The following is a 21783-nucleotide window of genomic DNA, read 5'->3' on the forward strand; positions in this document are numbered from 1 at the left end:
ATGGATATAGTTTCTTTATGGGACAAAACCCTACAATTAATAAAAGGTGACTTAACTTCAGTAAGTTTTAATACCTTTTTTAAAAACATCGTACCATTAAAAATACATCTTAATGACTTAATACTATTGGCTCCTAGTGATTTTAATAAAGATATCTTAGAAAACAGATATCTGCATTTAATTGAAGATGCCATAAATCAACTGTCATTAAAAAAATATAATATTAAATTTGTATTGAGCGAAAAAGAGGTTGCTGACCTAAATTCTGATAGTACAGATTTAAATTATAGAGTACTTTACCCTAACCTAAATCCAAAATACACATTTGATACGTTCGTTATTGGTAATAGCAATAGATTTGCTCATGCTGCATGTGTTGCGGTCGCTGAATCTCCTGCTAAGGCTTACAATCCACTTTTTTTGTATGGAGGAGTTGGGCTAGGTAAAACCCACTTGATGCACGCTATAGGGCATCACATTGTTAGTCAAAAAAAAGACTCAAAAGTTGTTTATGTTTCTTCAGAAAAATTTACTAATGAACTTATAAACTCTATAAAAGACGATAAAAACGAAGAATTTAGAAATAAGTACAGAAATGTAGATGTATTATTAATTGATGATATTCAATTTATAGCGGGAAAAGAAAGAACTCAAGAGGAGTTCTTCCATACGTTTAATACTCTTCATGAGGCAAATAAACAAATAATTATATCTAGTGATAGACCACCAAAAGATATACCTACACTAGAAGATAGACTAAGATCGAGATTTGAAATGGGACTTATAACTGATATTCAAGCACCAGACTTTGAAACGAGAATTGCTATACTTAGAAAAAAAGCTCAATTGGAACGCATCGAAGTACCAAATGAAGTTATGTCATATATAGCAAAAAATATTAAGTCAAACATAAGAGAACTAGAAGGCGCCTTAACTAGAGTAGTTGCCTATTCTTCTCTTAGTAATAGAGTGATATCTTTTGATCTTGCTACAGAAGCTTTGAAAGATATTATAACTACATCTAAAAATGAAGAAATAAATGTTCTTAGAATAAAAGAAAAAGTATCTTCTGTATTTAGTATAAAAATGGAAGATTTTAATTCTAAAAAAAGAACACGCTCAATAGCTTATCCTAGACAAATAGCTATGTATTTAACGCGCGAACTTACTGATTTATCCCTTCCCAAAATAGGAGAAGAGTTTGGGGGTAGAGACCACACAACAGTAATTCATGCTCATGATAAGGTATCTAAAGATATAGCAGAAAGCGAAGAAATTAAAACTAAAATAGAGAAAATCATATCAGATTTAAAGGGATAATTTATACACAATTGTCTGTTTATATCTATTGGATAACTTGTTAATATTTTTTTTGAATAAAAATTATTAACAAATAATTAAGTCTCTAATAACAAAGATATTAACATTTTATACACATGTTGATATCTTTGTATTTATAACGTTATAAGTACTTATTAACATTATCAACAACACCTACTACTATTACTACTATGATTTTAACTTATTTTTTTATATAAAAGACCAAAGGAGGTTATCCACATTGAAAATAATTTGTAACCAAAAAATCCTAGCAAATAGAATTGGGATTGCTCAAAAAGCTATTAATGGAAAAACAACTATAGAACTATTAAAAGGTATACTTATATCTACAGAAGAAGGTCAATTAAAACTTACTGGATATGATGCTGAGATAGGAATAGAAACGTATGTACAAGCAGAGATTATAGAAAAAGGTGATGTTGTTGTAGATGCAAGATTATTTGGAGATATAATTAGAAAATTACCAGATTCGTTTGTTGAGATAGAAACAGATTCAGAAAATAATATTTACATAAATTGTGTAAATTCAAGATTCAAGATTAAAGGATATGCAACTAAAGAATTTCCTAAGCTACCAGAATTAAACGAAGAAGATTTATATAGCATACCTCAAGAAATTCTAAAAAATATGATTAAACAAACCGTATTTGCTATTTCACAGGACCAAACAAAACCTATTTTAATGGGAGAACTTTTAGAAATTGTGGATAGAAATTTGAATTTAGTCGCTATTGATGGATATAGATTGGCTGTAAAAAGTTGTTCAGTGGATAGTTTAACTGAAAATATAAAAGTTATAATTCCAGGAAAGACACTTATAGATGTAAATAGCTTACTTTCTGGAGAAGATAATGTTAAGGTTGGATTTAATGAAAAAAATGCTATTTTTATAATTAATGATACAAAAATTATTACGAGATTGCTTGAAGGAGATTTTATCGATTATAAAAAATTATTACCAAGAGAGCATAATAGTAGAGTTAAATTAAATACTAAAGAACTTTTAAATAGTATAGAAAGGGCATCTTTATTATCTCAATCAGAAAAAAATAATCTTATAAAATTATCTATAAGAGATAAAGTAATGGCAATTACTTCTAATACAGAAAAAGGAAATGTATATGAAGAAGTTGAAATAGATTTAGATGGAGATTATTTAGATATAGCTTTCAATTCTAGATACTTTATTGAAGGTTTAAAAAATATAGATAATGAAGAAATATTTATAGAATTTACTACAAATGTAAATCCTTGTATAATTAAACCAACAGATGATGTTAATTATATTTACTTACTACTTCCAGTAAGAATATCATCAAATATATAGCAGACATGAAGGAGTTGTCTTTTGTAGAAAAATTTTTCTAATATTAGACAACTCCTTTTATAAGCACATTTATGGTATAATATACTTTTAGTGTATCAATAGGGGTTTACCTAAAATAGTGACAAGGAGGAACTATTATGACTGAAATAACTATAGAATCAGAATATATAAAGTTGGACCAATTTCTCAAATTAGCAGAGATTGCATCAACAGGAGGCCATGCAAAATTTTTAATTCAAGAAGGTTTAGTGACAGTAAATGATGAAATAGAATTAAGAAGAGGAAAAAAGATAAAATCAGGAGATATAGTTGAAATAGAAGGAACTAAAATAAAAGTATTGTAAAAAAGGAGAACTTTTTGTGAAACTTAAAAGTTTGCAACTTGTTAATTTTAGAAATTATGAAAAGTTGCATCTGGAATTTAATGGAAAAGTAAATCTTCTTGTTGGGAAAAATGGTCAAGGAAAGACAAATATAGTAGAATCTATTTATATGCTCTCTTTTGGTAAATCATTCAGAACCAACAAAGATAAAGAAATGGTTAGATTTAATAGTGAAAATTTATATATTGGAGGAAGTTTTTCAAAATATAATAAATATAGTCTAATAGAGCTAATTATTGGAAAAGATAAAAAGGGGATACAAATAAATAAAGTCCCTTTACAAAAAATACAGGAATTACTTGGCAACTTAAATGTTGTCATATTCTCTCCTGAAGATTTGAGACTGGTTAAAGAAGGACCTAAAGAGAGAAGGACATTTATAGATAAAGAGATTAGTCAGATTATGCCTAAATATTATAAATATCTTACCAATTATAATAAAACACTTTCTCAAAGAAGCAGAGTGCTTAAAAGCATGCATGTTGATGAGGCTTTATTAGATGTATATGATGATACATTAGCAAAGTATGGAAGTTATATTTATATTTTACGTAGAGATTTTGTAAAAAAGATAGCTAATATATCTGAAAATATGCATATGAATTTGACTAATGGAATTGAGAAATTGTCAATTAGATATAAGAATCAAATAAATATAACTGATGAAGATACTATAGAGACAGTATATAATAAATTTTTAGCCAAGTTGTCATCGAATAGACCTAATGATATAGAATCTAAGACTACCAGATATGGTATACACAAAGATGACTTAAATATATTCATAAATGATTTAGATGCAAGACTTTTTGGTTCACAAGGTCAACAAAGAACAGCTTCAATATCATTAAAGCTATCAGAAATAGAATTAATAAAAAATGAAGTTGAAGAATATCCAATATTAATTTTAGATGATGTTTTTAGTGAGTTAGATGAAGCACGACAAAAACTTTTAGTAAACAATTTAAGCAATGTTCAAATGTTTATAACAAGTGCTGAGGTTTCACATAAAAAAATATTTGATGAAAAGGATGTTACAATATTTAATATTGAAAATGGCGATGTTATTAGCATAGAGAATGGAGGAAATTAAATGAAACAAGAATACGGTGCAAGTCAGATACAAGTATTAGAGGGATTAGAAGCCGTTAGAAAAAGACCAGGTATGTATATTGGTAGTACAAGCCCTAGAGGTTTACATCACTTAGTTTATGAAGTTGTAGATAATAGTATAGATGAGGCTTTGCAAGGATATTGTTCAGACATATATGTATCTATCAATGAAGATGGCAGTGTTTTAGTAAAGGATAATGGAAGAGGTATACCTGTTGAAATACATCCTAAGACTGGTAAATCAACTTTAGAAACAGTATTAACTAATCTTCATGCAGGAGGAAAGTTTGGAGGCGGAGGATACAAAGTATCTGGAGGTCTTCATGGTGTTGGTGTTTCTGTAGTTAATGCACTGTCAAAATGGATGCTAGCAGAGGTTTATTTAAATGGAAAAGTATACAAGCAGACATATGAAAAGGGATTACCAACATCTAAACTTGAAGTAGTTGGAGAATCACAAGATAAAGGAACAATGATTCAGTTCATGCCAGATGAGACAATATTTGATGAAATAGAATTTAAATATGAAACATTGGAGTATAGACTTAGAGAACTTTCTTTTTTGAATAAAGGTATAAAAATAGTATTTGAAGACAAAAGAGAAGGTCAAGAGAAAAGAAAAGAATTTCACTATACAGGTGGCTTGGTGGAATATATTAAGTATTTAAATAAATCTAGAACTGGTATACATGATGACATAGTTTATATAGATAAAAAGGTCGATGATTGTTTTGTCGAATTAGCTATGCAATATACAGATGGTTATACAGAGAACATATATTCCTTTGCAAATAATATAAATACACATGAAGGTGGTTCTCATTTAAGTGGATTTAAAGCTGCTCTTACTAAAACGGTAAATGATTATGCTAAGAGAAATAAATTTTTAAAAGAAAATGATGTTAACTTACTTGGTGAAGATATAAGAGAAGGTCTTACAGCAGTGGTATCAGTTAAATTACCAGAGCCTCAATTTGAAGGTCAAACTAAAACAAAACTAGGTAATAGTTTTATGAGAGGTTTAGTTGATAGTGTAACAGTTGATGAACTTGGGTCCTTCCTAGAAGAAAACCCAGCAACAGCTAGAATAATAGTTGATAAAGCTTTAAGAGCACAAAGAGCTAGAGAAGCTGCAAAAAAAGCAAGAGAGTTAACAAGAAGAAAAAGTGTACTAGAAAGTACATCCTTACCTGGAAAACTTGCAGATTGTGCAGAAAAGGACCCTGCCAAAAGTGAAATATTCTTAGTCGAAGGGGATTCAGCAGGAGGTTCAGCTAAACAAGGTAGAGATAGAAATAGCCAAGCTATACTTCCATTAAGAGGGAAGATACTTAATGTTGAAAAATCAAGACTAGATAGAATATTATCTTCAGATGAAATAAAAAATATGATAACAGCTTATGGTTGTGGTATTGGAGAAGATTTTGATATAGATAAAGCTAGATACCATAAAATTATAATTATGACCGATGCCGATGTAGATGGAGCTCATATAAGAACTTTATTATTAACATTCTTCTTTAGATATATGAGACCTCTTATAGATGAAGGTTATGTTTATGCAGCACAACCGCCTTTATATAAAGTAACAAAGCAAAAAAAGGAACATTATGTTTATTCAGATAAAGAACTAAATATCTTATTAGATGAAATTGGAAGAAATGGTGCGGAGCTTCAAAGATACAAAGGTCTTGGAGAGATGAATGCAGAGCAATTATGGGATACAACTATGAATCCTGATACAAGAACATTGTTACAAGTAACAGTAGAGGATGCGGCAATAGCAGATGAAGTATTTTCAATGCTTATGGGTGATAAGGTTGCTCCAAGAAAAGAATTTATAGAAGAAAATGCAAGATTTGTTAGAAACTTAGATATATAGAGAGAGGGGATTAGTATACATGGAAGAAAAAAACAAAATACTCCCTATTGAAATAGCGGAAGAAATGAAAAAATCATATATTGATTATTCTATGAGTGTTATAGCTGGACGTGCTCTTCCTGATGTTAGAGATGGTTTAAAACCAGTTCATAGAAGAATATTGTACTCAATGAGTGAATTAAATTTAACTCCAGATAAGCCTTACAGAAAATCAGCCCGTATTGTTGGGGACGTTTTAGGTAAGTACCATCCTCATGGAGATACTGCTGTTTATTATGCAATGGTAAGAATGGCTCAAGATTTTTCAACTAGAGCACTTTTAGTAGATGGTCATGGTAACTTTGGTTCTGTTGATGGAGATTCACCAGCAGCTATGCGTTATACAGAAGCCAAAATGAGTAAATTATCATTAGAGTTATTAAGAGATATAGAAAAAGAAACTGTAGACTTTAAACCAAACTTTGATGAGTCATTAAAAGAGCCTTCAGTATTACCAGCAAGATATCCTAATTTATTAGTGAATGGTTCTAATGGTATAGCTGTTGGTATGGCAACTTCAATACCTCCACATAATTTAGCTGAGGTAATTGATGCAACGATATATTTAATTGATAATCCAGAGTGTAGTGTAGATGATTTAATAAAATTTGTGCAAGGTCCAGATTTTCCTACAGCTGCGATTATAATGGGAAAAGAGAGTATAGCAGAAGCATACAGAACTGGGAGAGGTAAAGTTAAAGTTAGGTCTAGAGCTTTTATAGAAGAGCTTCCAAAGGGAAAACAACAAATAATAGTTACAGAGATACCTTATCAAGTAAATAAAGCTAAATTAGTTGAGAGAATAGCTGAGTTAGTTAAAGAAAAAAGAATAGAAGGTATATCAGATTTAAGAGATGAAAGTAATAGAAATGGTATGAGAATTGTTATAGAATTAAAGAGAGATGCTAATGCTAATATAGTATTAAATAATCTGTATAAACATTCTCAAATGGAAGATACTTTTAGTATAATAATGCTTGCACTTGTAGATGGACAACCAAGAGTTTTAAATCTTAAGCAAATATTATATCATTATATTAAACATCAAGAAGATGTTGTTACAAGAAGAACTAAATTTGAATTAAATAAAGCTGAGGCAAGAGCACATATTTTAGAAGGATTAAAAATTGCTTTAGATAATATAGATGCAGTTATAAGCTTGATAAGAGCTTCAAAAACAGGTCAAGAGGCTAAACAAGGTTTAATAGATAAATTTAATTTAACTGAAATTCAAGCACAAGCTATATTAGATATGAGACTTCAAAGACTTACAGGTCTAGAAAGAGATAAGATAGAAGCTGAATATGAAGAGCTAATTAAGAAGATAAATAGATTAAAAGAAATTTTAGCTGATGAAAGATTACTTTTAAATGTAATAAAAGACGAAATTACAATAATAAAAGAGAACTATGCTGATGAGAGAAGAACTGAGATAAGACATGCTGAAGGCGAAATAGATATGAGAGACCTTATAAGCGATGAAGAAATAGCAATAACTCTTACTCACTTTGGTTATATAAAGAGACTTCCATCGGACACTTACAAGAGTCAAAAAAGAGGTGGAAGAGGTATTTCAGCACTTACAACTAGGGAAGAAGATTTTGTAAGACACTTAATAACTACAACTACTCATAGTAGACTGTTATTCTTTACAAATAAAGGCAGAGTATTTAAACTAAATGCATATGAAATACCTGAAGGTAAAAGACAAGCTAAAGGTACTGCTATAGTGAATTTACTTCAATTATCAGCAGATGAAAAAATTGCTACATTGATACCTATAGATGGAAATGATGAAAATGAATATTTACTACTTACAACAAAAAAAGGTATTGTTAAAAAGACTAAGAGAGAAGAGTTTAGAAATATAAATAAATCTGGTCTTATTGCTATAGGTTTAAGAGATGATGATGAACTTATTGGAGTAGAACTTACAGATGGAAAACAAGAAGTACTTTTAGTCACTAAAGATGGTATGTCTATAAGATTTGATGAAAATGATATAAGATATATGGGTAGAACAGCAATGGGTGTAAAAGGTATAACTTTAAGTAAAGACGATTTTGTTGTGTCTATGAACCTTTGTAGTAAAGGTACAGATGTATTAGTTGTAAGTAAAAATGGCTTTGGAAAAAGAACAAATATAGAAGAATACAGAAGCCAAATAAGAGCTGGTAAAGGAATTAAAACTTATAATATATCTGAAAAGACTGGCACAATTGTAGGTGCAGATATGGTTAATGAAGATGATGAGATAATGATTATAAATTCTGATGGAGTTCTTATTAGAATAAGAGTTAATGAGATATCACTATTTGGAAGGGTTACAAGTGGTGTTAAATTAATGAAAACTAATGACGAGGTCAATGTAGTTTCGATTGCCAAAATAAATATTGAAGAAGAATAGGATAAATATCCTATTCTTTTTGTATAATGTACTTAGATAAAAATTTAAAATTGAAAGGAGTAATTGTTATGTGTAATAAAAAAAGTTGTAAAAAAGGTGGATTTTTATTAATAGGAGCTATTTTAGGTTTTGTATTTGGTCTGTTTTTTGCACCAAAAAAAGGTTCTGAATTAAGAAAAGAAACAAAAGAGAAGTTTAATGATGTGAAAGAAAATCCAAAAGAAGTTCTACATGAAACATTTAATGATGTCAAAGAGAGAATAATAAATTTAGTAGATGATGATAATAATGAAGAAGATATAAAGATTTCTGAAGAAGATATAGTAATAAGTAAAAGCTTTGATGAGGAGGGAGATGTTAACTAATGAATGCATGGGGGTGGCAGATTGGAGCAGTGTTAGTAGGTAGTTCTGCTCTTATAGTAGCAATTTATTTAGCAAAAACTCTAAATAGTCTAAATAAGGTTGTTGAAAAGGCTTATAAAATTGTAGATTATAATGAGAGACACATACAGGATATTGTTGAGAATGCGTCATCAATATCAAAGGGAATAGATGATATAGTTTATGTAATTAACAAAATAATGAGTATAGGAAATATATTTAAAATTATTAAGAGGAAATAGGAGGTTTTTACATGTCTATGAATATAGATTCAAATTTAGATTCTCAAAATAAATTTTGGAATGTTTGTCTTGATGGAGAACTTGATGTTTCTACAGCAGATAAACTAAAGGAACATTTGCATAACTTGATAGAAAAAAATATGTTAGATGTAAAAATTAATCTTAAAGATTTAGATTATATAGATTCAACAGGTTTAGGAGCTATGATAGGTGTATTAAAAAAATTAAAAATAAACGAAAAAGAGATATACATAGTAAATCCTAAGAGTAATGTCAGAAAGATTTTTACTATAACAGGTCTAGATAAAATATTTAAAGTGGAGGGATAGACTTTGGCTTGTGAGACTATAAAGATGGAAATTACTACAAATCCGGATTATGTTAGTATAATAAGATTAACAGCGTCTGGAATTGCTAATAAAATGGGATTTCCAATAGATGATATAGAAGATATAAAGGTAGCAGTATCAGAAGCGTGTACAAACGCAATAAAGCACAGTAAAGATGATGTGTTCAATATAGTATTTAATATCTTAGACAATGCAATTAATATAGAAATTCAGGATAATGGAAAAGGATACGATGTTAGCTCAATAAGTACACCAGATTTAGAGAATCCAAAAGAGAGTGGTCTTGGACTATTTATAATTAGAACTTTAATGGATGATGTAGATATTGAATCGGAACACAATCAAGGAACAAAAATAAAAATGACTAAATATTTAGGAGTTGATATTTAATGAAAAATGTAGCTAATGCTACACATTACCTAAATATGGATACAAAAGAGCTATTTAATTTATATAATAAAAATAAAAATGTAGATATTAGGAATATTCTTATTGAAAGGCATCTGTATTTAGCAAGATTGTTAGCTAAGAAGTATATAAATAAGGGTGTTGATTTTGAAGATATATATCAAGTTGCTTCATTAGCGTTAATTTATGCTATTGATAGATATGATGTTGAAAAAGGATTTGAATTCTCCAGTTTCGCGACACCAACTATAGTAGGAGAAATAAAAAAATATTTTAGAGATAAAGTATGGACACTTAGAGTACCAAGAAGAATACAGGAACTAAGTAAAAAGATAAGTGATGCAAAGATTAAATTGGAACAAGAAAATAAAAAGCATCCGAAAGTAAAAGATATAGCTGATTATATAGGAGTTAGTGAAGAAGATGTTCTAGAGGCCATGGAAGCTTCTTACGGGTATCAACCTATGTCTTTAGATTCATCAAGTAATGATGATTCAGAAGATAAAGATATAACTCTTATTGACAAGATAGGAAAAGAAGAAGGTAATTTTGGAAGTATAGAGTATGAAGATTTTATTAATAAGTTTATTAAAACTTTGAATGAATTGGAAGTAAAAATATTTAAAGATAGATTTTTCTTTGATAAAACACAATCTAGTATAGCTAAGGAATTAGAGATATCTCAGATGACTGTTTCTAGACTGGAGAAAAAAGTAGTAGAAAAGCTAAAAAAAGAATATGAAAAGAATTTATAAAAAAATATAAAAAAAGTATTGACCTACTGTTTTAAAGGTGGTATAGTATTACTTGTCCTTGAAAAAAGGAAAAAGAAATAAATACGAACATTGAAAATTAAACAGTAGGTTAATTTATATTAAGAAACAAACCATAAAGCCAGATATTTTGATAACAATAGTATCTGAGCCTGATAAACTTTTATTTGAGAGTTTGATCCTGGCTCAGGATGAACGCTGGCGGCGTGCCTAACACATGCAAGTTGAGCGATTTACTTCGGTAAAGAGCGGCGGACGGGTGAGTAACGCGTGGGTAACCTACCCTGTACACACGGATAACATACCGAAAGGTATGCTAATACGGGATAATATATTTGAGAGGCATCTCTTAAATATCAAAGGTGAGCCAGTACAGGATGGACCCGCGTCTGATTAGCTAGTTGGTAAGGTAATGGCTTACCAAGGCGACGATCAGTAGCCGACCTGAGAGGGTGATCGGCCACATTGGAACTGAGACACGGTCCAAACTCCTACGGGAGGCAGCAGTGGGGAATATTGCACAATGGGCGAAAGCCTGATGCAGCAACGCCGCGTGAGTGATGAAGGTCTTCGGGTCGTAAAACTCTGTCCTCAAGGAAGATAATGACGGTACTTGAGGAGGAAGCCCCGGCTAACTACGTGCCAGCAGCCGCGGTAATACGTAGGGGGCTAGCGTTATCCGGATTTACTGGGCGTAAAGGGTGCGTAGGCGGTCTTTCAAGTCAGGAGTGAAAGGCTACGGCTCAACCGTAGTAAGCTCTTGAAACTGGGAGACTTGAGTGCAGGAGAGGAGAGTGGAATTCCTAGTGTAGCGGTGAAATGCGTAGATATTAGGAGGAACACCAGTTGCGAAGGCGGCTCTCTGGACTGTAACTGACGCTGAGGCACGAAAGCGTGGGGAGCAAACAGGATTAGATACCCTGGTAGTCCACGCTGTAAACGATGAGTACTAGGTGTCGGGGGTTACCCCCCTCGGTGCCGCAGCTAACGCATTAAGTACTCCGCCTGGGAAGTACGCTCGCAAGAGTGAAACTCAAAGGAATTGACGGGGACCCGCACAAGTAGCGGAGCATGTGGTTTAATTCGAAGCAACGCGAAGAACCTTACCTAAGCTTGACATCCCAATGACATCTCCTTAATCGGAGAGTTCCCTTCGGGGACATTGGTGACAGGTGGTGCATGGTTGTCGTCAGCTCGTGTCGTGAGATGTTGGGTTAAGTCCCGCAACGAGCGCAACCCTTGTCTTTAGTTGCCATCATTAAGTTGGGCACTCTAGAGAGACTGCCAGGGATAACCTGGAGGAAGGTGGGGATGACGTCAAATCATCATGCCCCTTATGCTTAGGGCTACACACGTGCTACAATGGGTAGTACAGAGGGTTGCCAAGCCGTAAGGTGGAGCTAATCCCTTAAAGCTACTCTCAGTTCGGATTGTAGGCTGAAACTCGCCTACATGAAGCTGGAGTTACTAGTAATCGCAGATCAGAATGCTGCGGTGAATGCGTTCCCGGGTCTTGTACACACCGCCCGTCACACCACGGGAGTTGGAGACGCCCGAAGCCGATTATCTAACCTTTTGGAAGAAGTCGTCGAAGGTGGAATCAATAACTGGGGTGAAGTCGTAACAAGGTAGCCGTATCGGAAGGTGCGGCTGGATCACCTCCTTTCTAAGGAGAATTACCTACTGTTTAATTTTGAGGGTTCGTTTTTACGAATACTCAAAACTAGCACTTAAAGCAACAGAATAAGCTGAGCGTATGCGAAGTTTGTTTGTTGGCGACGTGCGTTAGCACTTTAAGCAACGGGATTTATCCGTTGGCGCTGTGCGTTAGCACTTTGAAAACTGCATATATATTTAGTGATATGACATCTAATTTGTAATATATAAAGCTGATAACTTTTAAAAATTATCAAGTTGATAGACTTTAATCTATCAAACCTTTTTAACTGGTCAAGTTATTAAGGGTGCAGGGCGGATGCCTTGGCACTAGGAGCCGATGAAGGACGTGATAAGCTGCGATAAGCTTCGGGGAGTTGCACGTAAACTTTGATCCGAAGATTTCCGAATGAGGAAACTCACTTAGAGTAATGTCTAAGTATCATTAAGTGAATACATAGCTTAATGAGGGGAACTCAGGGAACTGAAACATCTAAGTACCTGAAGGAAGAGAAAGAAATTCGATTCCGTAAGTAGCGGCGAGCGAACGCGGAAGAGCCCAAACCATTAAAGTTTTCTTTATTGGGGTTGCGGACATATCATAACGAAGAGGTATCGTAATTGAAGAGGTTTGGAAAGACCCACCACAGAAGGTAATAGTCCTGTATGTTAAACGAGAAAACTTTAGATATGATCCAGAGTACCACGGGACACGTGAAACCCTGTGGGAAGCAGGAGGGACCACCCTCCAAGGCTAAATACTACCTAGTGACCGATAGCGTATAGTACCGTGAGGGAAAGGTGAAAAGAACCCCGGGAGGGGAGTGAAATAGAACCTGAAACCCTGCACTTACAAGCTGTGGAAGCACATTTCTTGTGTGACCGCGTACTTTTTGTAGAACGGGCCAACGAGTTACGTTAAGTAGCAAGGTTAAGCACTTAAGGTGTGGAGCCGTAGCGAAAGCGAGTTTTAACTGAGCGTTCAGTTACTTGACGTAGACCCGAAACCGGGCGACCTACCCATGAGCAGGATGAAGCGAAAGTAAAATTTCGTGGAGGTCCGAACCCACGAGCGTTGAAAAGCTCGGGGATGACTTGTGGGTAGCGGTGAAATTCCAATCGAGCCCGGAGATAGCTGGTTCTCCCCGAAATAGCTTTAGGGCTAGCCTCAAGGTGAGAGATACGGAGGTAGAGCACTGAATGTCCTAGGGGGTATTGCACCTACCGAAGACTATCAAACTCCGAATGCCGTCATCTTATACTTGGGAGTCAGACTGTGGGTGATAAGATTCATAGTCGAAAGGGCAACAGCCCAGATCGTCAGCTAAGGTCCCTAAATGTAAGTTAAGTGGTAAAGGATGTGGGATTGCACAGACAACCAGGATGTTGGCTTAGAAGCAGCCACTCATTCAAAGAGTGCGTAATAGCTCACTGGTCGAGTGATCCTGCGCCGAAGATTTCCGGGGCTAAAACTTACTACCGAAGCTACGGCATCATTATGATGGGTAGGGGAGCTTCCCATACGGGTTGAAGCATGACCGTAAGGACATGTGGACAGTATGGGAGTGAGAATGTTGGCATGAGTAGCGAGATGTGGGTGAGAATCCCACAGGCCGTAAACCCAAGGTTTCCAGGGGAAGGTTCGTCCGCCCTGGGTTAGTCGGGACCTAAGCTGAGGCCGAAAGGCGTAGGTGATGGACAACAGGTTGATATTCCTGTACTACCGATAACCGTTTGAGAGATGGGATGACACAGTAGGATAAGCTAAGCACACTGTTGGTTATGTGTGCCCAAGCATTGAGGCAGTCAGAGTAGGTAAATCCGCTTTGATAATGCTGGGATGTGATGGGGAGCGAAATTTAGTAGCGAAGTAGCTGATTTCACACTGTCAAGAAAAGTCTCTATCGAGGTTAAAGGTACCCGTACCGCAAACCGACACAGGTGGGTGAGGAGAGTATCCTAAGGCCCGCGAGAGAACTGTTGTTAAGGAACTCGGCAAAATGACCCCGTAACTTAGGGATAAGGGGTGCCACCATCCGGTGGCCGCAGAGAATAGGCCCAAGCGACTGTTTACCAAAAACATAGGTTTCTGCTAAGTCGCAAGACGATGTATAGGAGCTGACGCCTGCCCGGTGCTGGAAGGTTAAGGGGATCTGTTAGAGCAATCGAAGCAGTGAACTTAAGCCCCAGTAAACGGCGGCCGTAACTATAACGGTCCTAAGGTAGCGAAATTCCTTGTCGGGTAAGTTCCGACCCGCACGAAAGGCGTAACGATTTGGGCACTGTCTCAACAACAGACTCGGTGAAATTGTAATTCCGGTGAAGATGCCGGATACCTGCGACAGGACGGAAAGACCCCATGGAGCTTTACTGTAGCTTGACATTGGGTCTTGGTACTACATGTACAGGATAGGTGGGAGGCTTTGAAACCAGGACGCCAGTTTTGGCGGAGCCATCCTTGGGATACCACCCTTGTAGTACTGGGACTCTAACCATAGGCCATGAATCTGGTCTTGGGACACTGTCAGGTGGGCAGTTTGACTGGGGCGGTCGCCTCCCAAAAGGTAACGGAGGCGCTCAAAGGTTCTCTCAGTACGGTCGGAAATCGTACGTAGAGTGTAAAGGCAAAAGAGAGCTTGATTGCAAGACATACAGGTCGAGCAAGGATGAAAATCGGACTTAGTGATCCGGTGGTTCTGCGTGGAAGGGCCATCGCTCAACGGATAAAAGCTACCCTGGGGATAACAGGCTTATCTCCCCCAAGAGTCCACATCGACGGGGAGGTTTGGCACCTCGATGTCGGCTCATCACATCCTGGGGCTGTAGTAGGTCCCAAGGGTTGGGCTGTTCGCCCATTAAAGTGGTACGCGAGCTGGGTTCAGAACGTCGTGAGACAGTTCGGTCCCTATCCGTCGCAGGCGTAGGAAATTTGAGAAGACCTGTCCTTAGTACGAGAGGACCGGGATGGACGTACCTCTGGTGTACCAGTTGTTCTGCCAAGGGCATGGCTGGGTAGCTATGTACGGAATGGATAAGCGCTGAAAGCATCTAAGCGCGAAGCCAACTTCAAGATAAGATTTCCCACCGCAAGGGTAAGACCCCAGAAAGACTATCTGGTTGATAGGTCGAAGGTGTAAGTGCAGCAATGTATTTAGCTTATCGATACTAATAGGTCGAGGACTTGACCAAATTATTTGATGTCCATTCAATAAAATATATGTGTAGTTTTTAGAGTGCTAACTCTATATATTTAAACTTGTCAAAACTTATAGATTTTTAATACTTTTTTAATTAAAAAATCGAATAAAAAAAGTATTGACACAATAAGACAAAGATGTTATTATAATACTTGTCTTAGAAAAAAATTAAATGAAAATTTAGACAATAATCTGGTTATAATAGCAGAGAGGATACACCTGTTCCCATTCCGAACACAGAAGTTAAGCTCTCTAGCGCTGATGGTACTTGGTGGGAAACTGCCTGGGAGAGTAGGACATAGCCAGGTGATGTGCCGAAGTGGCGGAACTGGCAGACGCACAGGACTTAAAATCCTGCGGGACTTACCTCTCGTACCGGTTCGATTCCGGTCTTCGGCACCACAAATTATTGTGGGCCATTAGCTCAGTTGGTTAGAGCGCCCGGCTCATAACCGGTAGGTCTGGGGTTCGAGTCCCTGATGGCCCACCACAATAATTTAAAGAACTTTGAAAATTAAACAGTAGGTTAATTTATAAAACAAGAAACAAACCATAAAGCCAGATATTTTGATAACAATAGTATCTGAGCCTGATAAACTTTTATTTGAGAGTTTGATCCTGGCTCAGGATGAACGCTGGCGGCGTGCCTAACACATGCAAGTTGAGCGATTTACTTCGGTAAAGAGCGGCGGACGGGTGAGTAACGCGTGGGTAACCTACCCTGTACACACGGATAACATACCGAAAGGTATGCTAATACGGGATAATATATTTGAGAGGCATCTCTTAAATATCAAAGGTGAGCCAGTACAGGATGGACCCGCGTCTGATTAGCTAGTTGGTAAGGTAATGGCTTACCAAGGCGACGATCAGTAGCCGACCTGAGAGGGTGATCGGCCACATTGGAACTGAGACACGGTCCAAACTCCTACGGGAGGCAGCAGTGGGGAATATTGCACAATGGGCGAAAGCCTGATGCAGCAACGCCGCGTGAGTGATGAAGGCCTTCGGGTCGTAAAACTCTGTCCTCAAGGAAGATAATGACGGTACTTGAGGAGGAAGCCCCGGCTAACTACGTGCCAGCAGCCGCGGTAATACGTAGGGGGCTAGCGTTATCCGGATTTACTGGGCGTAAAGGGTGCGTAGGCGGTCTTTCAAGTCAGGAGTGAAAGGCTACGGCTCAACCGTAGTAAGCTCTTGAAACTGGGAGACTTGAGTGCAGGAGAGGAGAGTGGAATTCCTAGTGTAGCGGTGAAATGCGTAGATATTAGGAGGAACACCAGTTGCGAAGGCGGCTCTCTGGACTGTAACTGACGCTGAGGCACGAAAGCGTGGGGAGCAAACAGGATTAGATACCCTGGTAGTCCACGCTGTAAACGATGAGTACTAGGTGTCGGGGGTTACCCCCCTCGGTGCCGCAGCTAACGCATTAAGTACTCCGCCTGGGAAGTACGCTCGCAAGAGTGAAACTCAAAGGAATTGACGGGGACCCGCACAAGTAGCGGAGCATGTGGTTTAATTCGAAGCAACGCGAAGAACCTTACCTAAGCTTGACATCCCAATGACATCTCCTTAATCGGAGAGTTCCCTTCGGGGACATTGGTGACAGGTGGTGCATGGTTGTCGTCAGCTCGTGTCGTGAGATGTTGGGTTAAGTCCCGCAACGAGCGCAACCCTTGTCTTTAGTTGCCATCATTAAGTTGGGCACTCTAGAGAGACTGCCAGGGATAACCTGGAGGAAGGTGGGGATGACGTCAAATCATCATGCCCCTTATGCTTAGGGCTACACACGTGCTACAATGGGTAGTACAGAGGGTTGCCAAGCCGTAAGGTGGAGCTAATCCCTTAAAGCTACTCTCAGTTCGGATTGTAGGCTGAAACTCGCCTACATGAAGCTGGAGTTACTAGTAATCGCAGATCAGAATGCTGCGGTGAATGCGTTCCCGGGTCTTGTACACACCGCCCGTCACACCACGGGAGTTGGAGACGCCCGAAGCCGATTATCTAACCTTTTGGAAGAAGTCGTCGAAGGTGGAATCAATAACTGGGGTGAAGTCGTAACAAGGTAGCCGTATCGGAAGGTGCGGCTGGATCACCTCCTTTCTAAGGAGAATTGCCTACTGTTTAATTTTGAAAGTTCTTTATGAACTTTATATTTGGGGGTGTAGCTCAGTTGGGAGAGCACTTGCCTTGCAAGCAAGGGGTCAGGAGTTCGACTCTCCTCATCTCCACCATTTAAGAGCATATTACTTAAATCTTTGATTTATCTAGTAGACTCTTACATTGCACTTTAAGCAACAGAATAAACTGAACGAATGTGAAGTTTGTTTGTTGGCGACGTGCGTTAGCACTTTAAGCAACGGGATTTATCCGTTGGCGTTGTGCGTTAGCACTTTGAAAACTGCATATATATTTAGTGATATGACATCTAATTTGTAATATATAAAGCTGATAACTTTTAAAAATTATCAAGTTGATAGACTTTAATCTATCAAACCTTTTTAACTGGTCAAGTTATTAAGGGTGCAGGGCGGATGCCTTGGCACTAGGAGCCGATGAAGGACGTGATAAGCTGCGATAAGCTTCGGGGAGTTGCACGTAAACTTTGATCCGAAGATTTCCGAATGAGGAAACTCACTTAGAGTAATGTCTAAGTATCATTAAGTGAATACATAGCTTAATGAGGGGAACTCAGGGAACTGAAACATCTAAGTACCTGAAGGAAGAGAAAGAAATTCGATTCCGTAAGTAGCGGCGAGCGAACGCGGAAGAGCCCAAACCATTAAAGTTTTCTTTATTGGGGTTGCGGACATATCATAACGAAGAGGTATCGTAATTGAAGAGGTTTGGAAAGACCCACCACAGAAGGTAATAGTCCTGTATGTTAAACGAGAAGACTTTAGATATGATCCAGAGTACCACGGGACACGTGAAACCCTGTGGGAAGCAGGAGGGACCACCCTCCAAGGCTAAATACTACCTAGTGACCGATAGCGTATAGTACCGTGAGGGAAAGGTGAAAAGAACCCCGGGAGGGGAGTGAAATAGAACCTGAAACCCTGCACTTACAAGCTGTGGAAGCACATTTCTTGTGTGACCGCGTACTTTTTGTAGAACGGGCCAACGAGTTACGTTAAGTAGCAAGGTTAAGCACTTAAGGTGTGGAGCCGTAGCGAAAGCGAGTTTTAACTGAGCGTTCAGTTACTTGACGTAGACCCGAAACCGGGCGACCTACCCATGAGCAGGATGAAGCGAAAGTAAAATTTCGTGGAGGTCCGAACCCACGAGCGTTGAAAAGCTCGGGGATGACTTGTGGGTAGCGGTGAAATTCCAATCGAGCCCGGAGATAGCTGGTTCTCCCCGAAATAGCTTTAGGGCTAGCCTCAAGGTGAGAGATACGGAGGTAGAGCACTGAATGTCCTAGGGGGTATTGCACCTACCGAAGACTATCAAACTCCGAATGCCGTCATCTTATACTTGGGAGTCAGACTGTGGGTGATAAGATTCATAGTCGAAAGGGCAACAGCCCAGATCGTCAGCTAAGGTCCCTAAATGTAAGTTAAGTGGTAAAGGATGTGGGATTGCACAGACAACCAGGATGTTGGCTTAGAAGCAGCCACTCATTCAAAGAGTGCGTAATAGCTCACTGGTCGAGTGATCCTGCGCCGAAGATTTCCGGGGCTAAAACTTACTACCGAAGCTACGGCATCATTATGATGGGTAGGGGAGCTTCCCATACGGGTTGAAGCATGACCGTAAGGACATGTGGACAGTATGGGAGTGAGAATGTTGGCATGAGTAGCGAGATGTGGGTGAGAATCCCACAGGCCGTAAACCCAAGGTTTCCAGGGGAAGGTTCGTCCGCCCTGGGTTAGTCGGGACCTAAGCTGAGGCCGAAAGGCGTAGGTGATGGACAACAGGTTGATATTCCTGTACTACCGATAACCGTTTGAGAGATGGGATGACACAGTAGGATAAGCTAAGCACACTGTTGGTTATGTGTGCCCAAGCATTGAGGCAGTCAGAGTAGGTAAATCCGCTTTGATAATGCTGGGATGTGATGGGGAGCGAAATTTAGTAGCGAAGTAGCTGATTTCACACTGTCAAGAAAAGTCTCTATCGAGGTTAAAGGTACCCGTACCGCAAACCGACACAGGTGGGTGAGGAGAGTATCCTAAGGTCCGCGAGAGAACTGTTGTTAAGGAACTCGGCAAAATGACCCCGTAACTTAGGGATAAGGGGTGCCACCATCCGGTGGCCGCAGAGAATAGGCCCAAGCGACTGTTTACCAAAAACATAGGTTTCTGCTAAGTCGCAAGACGATGTATAGGAGCTGACGCCTGCCCGGTGCTGGAAGGTTAAGGGGATCTGTTAGAGCAATCGAAGCAGTGAACTTAAGCCCCAGTAAACGGCGGCCGTAACTATAACGGTCCTAAGGTAGCGAAATTCCTTGTCGGGTAAGTTCCGACCCGCACGAAAGGCGTAACGATTTGGGCACTGTCTCAACAACAGACTCGGTGAAATTGTAATTCCGGTGAAGATGCCGGATACCTGCGACAGGACGGAAAGACCCCATGGAGCTTTACTGTAGCTTGACATTGGGTCTTGGTACTACATGTACAGGATAGGTGGGAGGCTTTGAAACCAGGACGCCAGTTTTGGCGGAGCCATCCTTGGGATACCACCCTTGTAGTACTGGGACTCTAACCATAGGCCATGAATCTGGTCTTGGGACACTGTCAGGTGGGCAGTTTGACTGGGGCGGTCGCCTCCCAAAAGGTAACGGAGGCGCTCAAAGGTTCTCTCAGTACGGTCGGAAATCGTACGTAGAGTGTAAAGGCAAAAGAGAGCTTGATTGCAAGACATACAGGTCGAGCAAGGATGAAAATCGGACTTAGTGATCCGGTGGTTCTGCGTGGAAGGGCCATCGCTCAACGGATAAAAGCTACCCTGGGGATAACAGGCTTATCTCCCCCAAGAGTCCACATCGACGGGGAGGTTTGGCACCTCGATGTCGGCTCATCACATCCTGGGGCTGTAGTAGGTCCCAAGGGTTGGGCTGTTCGCCCATTAAAGTGGTACGCGAGCTGGGTTCAGAACGTCGTGAGACAGTTCGGTCCCTATCCGTCGCAGGCGTAGGAAATTTGAGAAGACCTGTCCTTAGTACGAGAGGACCGGGATGGACGTACCTCTGGTGTACCAGTTGTTCTGCCAAGGGCATGGCTGGGTAGCTATGTACGGAATGGATAAGCGCTGAAAGCATCTAAGCGCGAAGCCAACTTCAAGATAAGATTTCCCACCGCAAGGGTAAGACCCCAGAGAGACTATCTGGTTGATAGGTCGAAGGTGTAAGTGCAGCAATGTATTTAGCTTATCGATACTAATAGGTCGAGGACTTGACCAAATTATTTGATGTCCATTCAATAAAATATATGTGTAGTTTTTAGAGTGTTAACTCTAAAGAAACTAGTATTACTAGATTCTAAAAACTTAATAGAAATATTAAGCATAAAGATTATGTGGTTACAATAGCAGAGAGGATACACCTGTTCCCATTCCGAACACAGAAGTTAAGCTCTCTAGCGCTGATGGTACTTGGTGGGAAACTGCCTGGGAGAGTAGGACGTAGCCACGTAATCTTTTTTATTTGTAATAAAGTTTAATATTAAATAGAATATAAAATCAATATTGATTTATAATAAGATAAAATATAGAATTATATAGTATAGGTAAAGTTTTTGATTTAGAAAGAAGGTGTAATATGAATTCTGATGAAAGAAGAAGCAAATTAATAGATATTTTAAAAGAATCTAAGTGCCCTGTAAAAGGTGGAATGCTAGCTGAGATATTAAATGTAAGTAGGCAAGTAATAGTACAAGATATAGCCCTTATAAGAGCTAGAGGATTTGAAATAATAGCTACACCTCAAGGATATATAATATATAATCAACCATATTTTACAAAGCAAATAAAATGTAAGAATCACAGGAATTCTAAAGAAATTTATGATGAATTAAAGATTATTGTAGATTTAGGTGGAATTGTTAAGGATGTCATCGTAAATCATCCAACATATGGTCAGATAACTGCAGAGCTTAATATTTACTCTAAAATGGATATAGATAATTTTATGAAGAAGGTTGAGACAAATGAATTTAAACAGTTATCAGTTCTAACTGAATGTAGTCATATTCATACAATTGAGACACTAAAAGAAGAGACTATAGAAGTTATAACAAAAGAATTAGAGGACAGAGGAATATTATCATAAGGAGGAGTTAA

Annotated in this window: 12 protein-coding genes, 3 tRNA genes and 6 rRNA genes; all 21 read left to right on the forward strand. The window is 38.1% G+C overall.

The window, feature by feature from the left end:
• The 21 genes from dnaA (at position 1) to ACTG46_RS00105 (ending at position 21772) form a co-directional block, all read left to right on the forward strand.
• On the forward strand, positions 1-1320 hold the full coding sequence (dnaA, locus tag ACTG46_RS00005) for a chromosomal replication initiator protein DnaA (RefSeq protein ID WP_054268626.1): 1320 nt from the start codon (positions 1-3) through the stop codon (positions 1318-1320).
• Positions 1321-1561: 241 nt separating this feature from the next.
• Positions 1562-2668, forward strand: coding sequence for a DNA polymerase III subunit beta (gene dnaN / locus ACTG46_RS00010; protein ID WP_479923419.1), 1107 nt, complete (start codon positions 1562-1564; stop codon positions 2666-2668).
• A gap of 137 nt (positions 2669-2805) precedes the next feature.
• The gene (gene yaaA / locus ACTG46_RS00015) at positions 2806-3012 is read left to right on the forward strand and encodes a S4 domain-containing protein YaaA (RefSeq protein ID WP_003420479.1); all 207 of its coding nucleotides are present in this window, start codon (positions 2806-2808) and stop codon (positions 3010-3012) included.
• Positions 3013-3028: 16 nt separating this feature from the next.
• Positions 3029-4144 carry a DNA replication/repair protein RecF gene (gene recF, locus ACTG46_RS00020; RefSeq protein WP_479923420.1) on the forward strand — a complete coding sequence of 372 codons (1116 nt, stop codon included), beginning with the start codon at positions 3029-3031 and terminating at the stop codon, positions 4142-4144.
• Complete coding sequence (gene gyrB, locus ACTG46_RS00025; protein WP_054268628.1) at positions 4145-6046, forward strand: DNA topoisomerase (ATP-hydrolyzing) subunit B; 1902 nt, start codon at positions 4145-4147, stop codon at positions 6044-6046.
• A gap of 19 nt (positions 6047-6065) precedes the next feature.
• A complete protein-coding gene (gene gyrA / locus ACTG46_RS00030; protein ID WP_054268629.1) occupies positions 6066-8492 on the forward strand; it encodes a DNA gyrase subunit A in 2427 nt (808 codons plus the stop codon).
• A 68-nt stretch (positions 8493-8560) separates the two neighbouring features.
• Positions 8561-8857: a YtxH domain-containing protein gene (locus tag ACTG46_RS00035; RefSeq protein WP_054268630.1), complete on the forward strand. Its 297-nt coding sequence runs from the start codon at positions 8561-8563 to the stop codon at positions 8855-8857.
• Positions 8857-9117, forward strand: a complete 261-nt coding sequence (locus ACTG46_RS00040) for a hypothetical protein (RefSeq protein WP_021386594.1) — start codon at positions 8857-8859, stop codon at positions 9115-9117. The genes ACTG46_RS00035 and ACTG46_RS00040 overlap by 1 nt, the downstream gene beginning before the upstream one ends.
• Before the next feature lie 11 nt (positions 9118-9128).
• Positions 9129-9446 carry an STAS domain-containing protein gene (locus ACTG46_RS00045; protein WP_054268631.1) on the forward strand — a complete coding sequence of 106 codons (318 nt, stop codon included), beginning with the start codon at positions 9129-9131 and terminating at the stop codon, positions 9444-9446.
• 3 nt (positions 9447-9449) lie between these two features.
• Positions 9450-9857 (forward strand): ATP-binding protein, encoded by a 408-nt coding sequence (locus ACTG46_RS00050; protein ID WP_021386612.1) that lies wholly within the window; start codon positions 9450-9452, stop codon positions 9855-9857.
• Positions 9857-10630: a SigB/SigF/SigG family RNA polymerase sigma factor gene (locus ACTG46_RS00055; protein WP_021386626.1), complete on the forward strand. Its 774-nt coding sequence runs from the start codon at positions 9857-9859 to the stop codon at positions 10628-10630. Before ACTG46_RS00050 ends, ACTG46_RS00055 begins: the two co-directional genes overlap by 1 nt.
• A 181-nt stretch (positions 10631-10811) precedes the next feature.
• Positions 10812-12314, forward strand: a 16S ribosomal RNA gene (locus ACTG46_RS00060).
• 282 nt (positions 12315-12596) lie between these two features.
• Positions 12597-15493, forward strand: a 23S ribosomal RNA gene (locus ACTG46_RS00065).
• 199 nt (positions 15494-15692) lie between these two features.
• Positions 15693-15809 (forward strand): 5S ribosomal RNA (gene rrf, locus ACTG46_RS00070).
• A 5-nt stretch (positions 15810-15814) separates the two neighbouring features.
• Positions 15815-15903, forward strand: a tRNA-Leu gene (locus ACTG46_RS00075).
• 11 nt (positions 15904-15914) lie between these two features.
• A tRNA-Ile gene (locus tag ACTG46_RS00080) sits at positions 15915-15991 on the forward strand.
• Between the two features lie 110 nt (positions 15992-16101).
• Positions 16102-17604, forward strand: a 16S ribosomal RNA gene (locus ACTG46_RS00085).
• A 55-nt stretch (positions 17605-17659) separates the two neighbouring features.
• Positions 17660-17735: transfer RNA gene (locus ACTG46_RS00090), tRNA-Ala, on the forward strand.
• A 273-nt stretch (positions 17736-18008) separates the two neighbouring features.
• A 23S ribosomal RNA gene (locus ACTG46_RS00095) occupies positions 18009-20905 on the forward strand.
• A gap of 114 nt (positions 20906-21019) precedes the next feature.
• Positions 21020-21136, forward strand: a 5S ribosomal RNA gene (gene rrf / locus ACTG46_RS00100).
• Together the 16S, 23S and 5S rRNA genes with 3 tRNA genes alongside form the textbook arrangement of a ribosomal RNA operon.
• A 126-nt stretch (positions 21137-21262) precedes the next feature.
• A complete protein-coding gene (locus tag ACTG46_RS00105; RefSeq protein ID WP_021396376.1) occupies positions 21263-21772 on the forward strand; it encodes a transcription repressor NadR in 510 nt (169 codons plus the stop codon).
• The last annotated feature ends 11 nt before the right edge of the window (positions 21773-21783 follow it).

The sequence above is a fragment of the Clostridioides sp. LIBA-7678 genome, assembly GCF_056716065.1.

Coding starts and splice junctions, on each gene's coding strand:
- dnaA (WP_054268626.1), top strand. CDS start 1: ATGGATATAGTTTCTTTATGGGACAAAACCCTACAATTAATAAAAGGT.
- yaaA (WP_003420479.1), top strand. CDS start 2,806: ATGACTGAAATAACTATAGAATCAGAATATATAAAGTTGGACCAATTT.
- gyrB (WP_054268628.1), top strand. CDS start 4,145: ATGAAACAAGAATACGGTGCAAGTCAGATACAAGTATTAGAGGGATTA.
- gyrA (WP_054268629.1), top strand. CDS start 6,066: ATGGAAGAAAAAAACAAAATACTCCCTATTGAAATAGCGGAAGAAATG.
- ACTG46_RS00035 (WP_054268630.1), top strand. CDS start 8,561: ATGTGTAATAAAAAAAGTTGTAAAAAAGGTGGATTTTTATTAATAGGA.
- ACTG46_RS00040 (WP_021386594.1), top strand. CDS start 8,857: ATGAATGCATGGGGGTGGCAGATTGGAGCAGTGTTAGTAGGTAGTTCT.
- ACTG46_RS00045 (WP_054268631.1), top strand. CDS start 9,129: ATGTCTATGAATATAGATTCAAATTTAGATTCTCAAAATAAATTTTGG.
- ACTG46_RS00055 (WP_021386626.1), top strand. CDS start 9,857: ATGAAAAATGTAGCTAATGCTACACATTACCTAAATATGGATACAAAA.
- ACTG46_RS00105 (WP_021396376.1), top strand. CDS start 21,263: ATGAATTCTGATGAAAGAAGAAGCAAATTAATAGATATTTTAAAAGAA.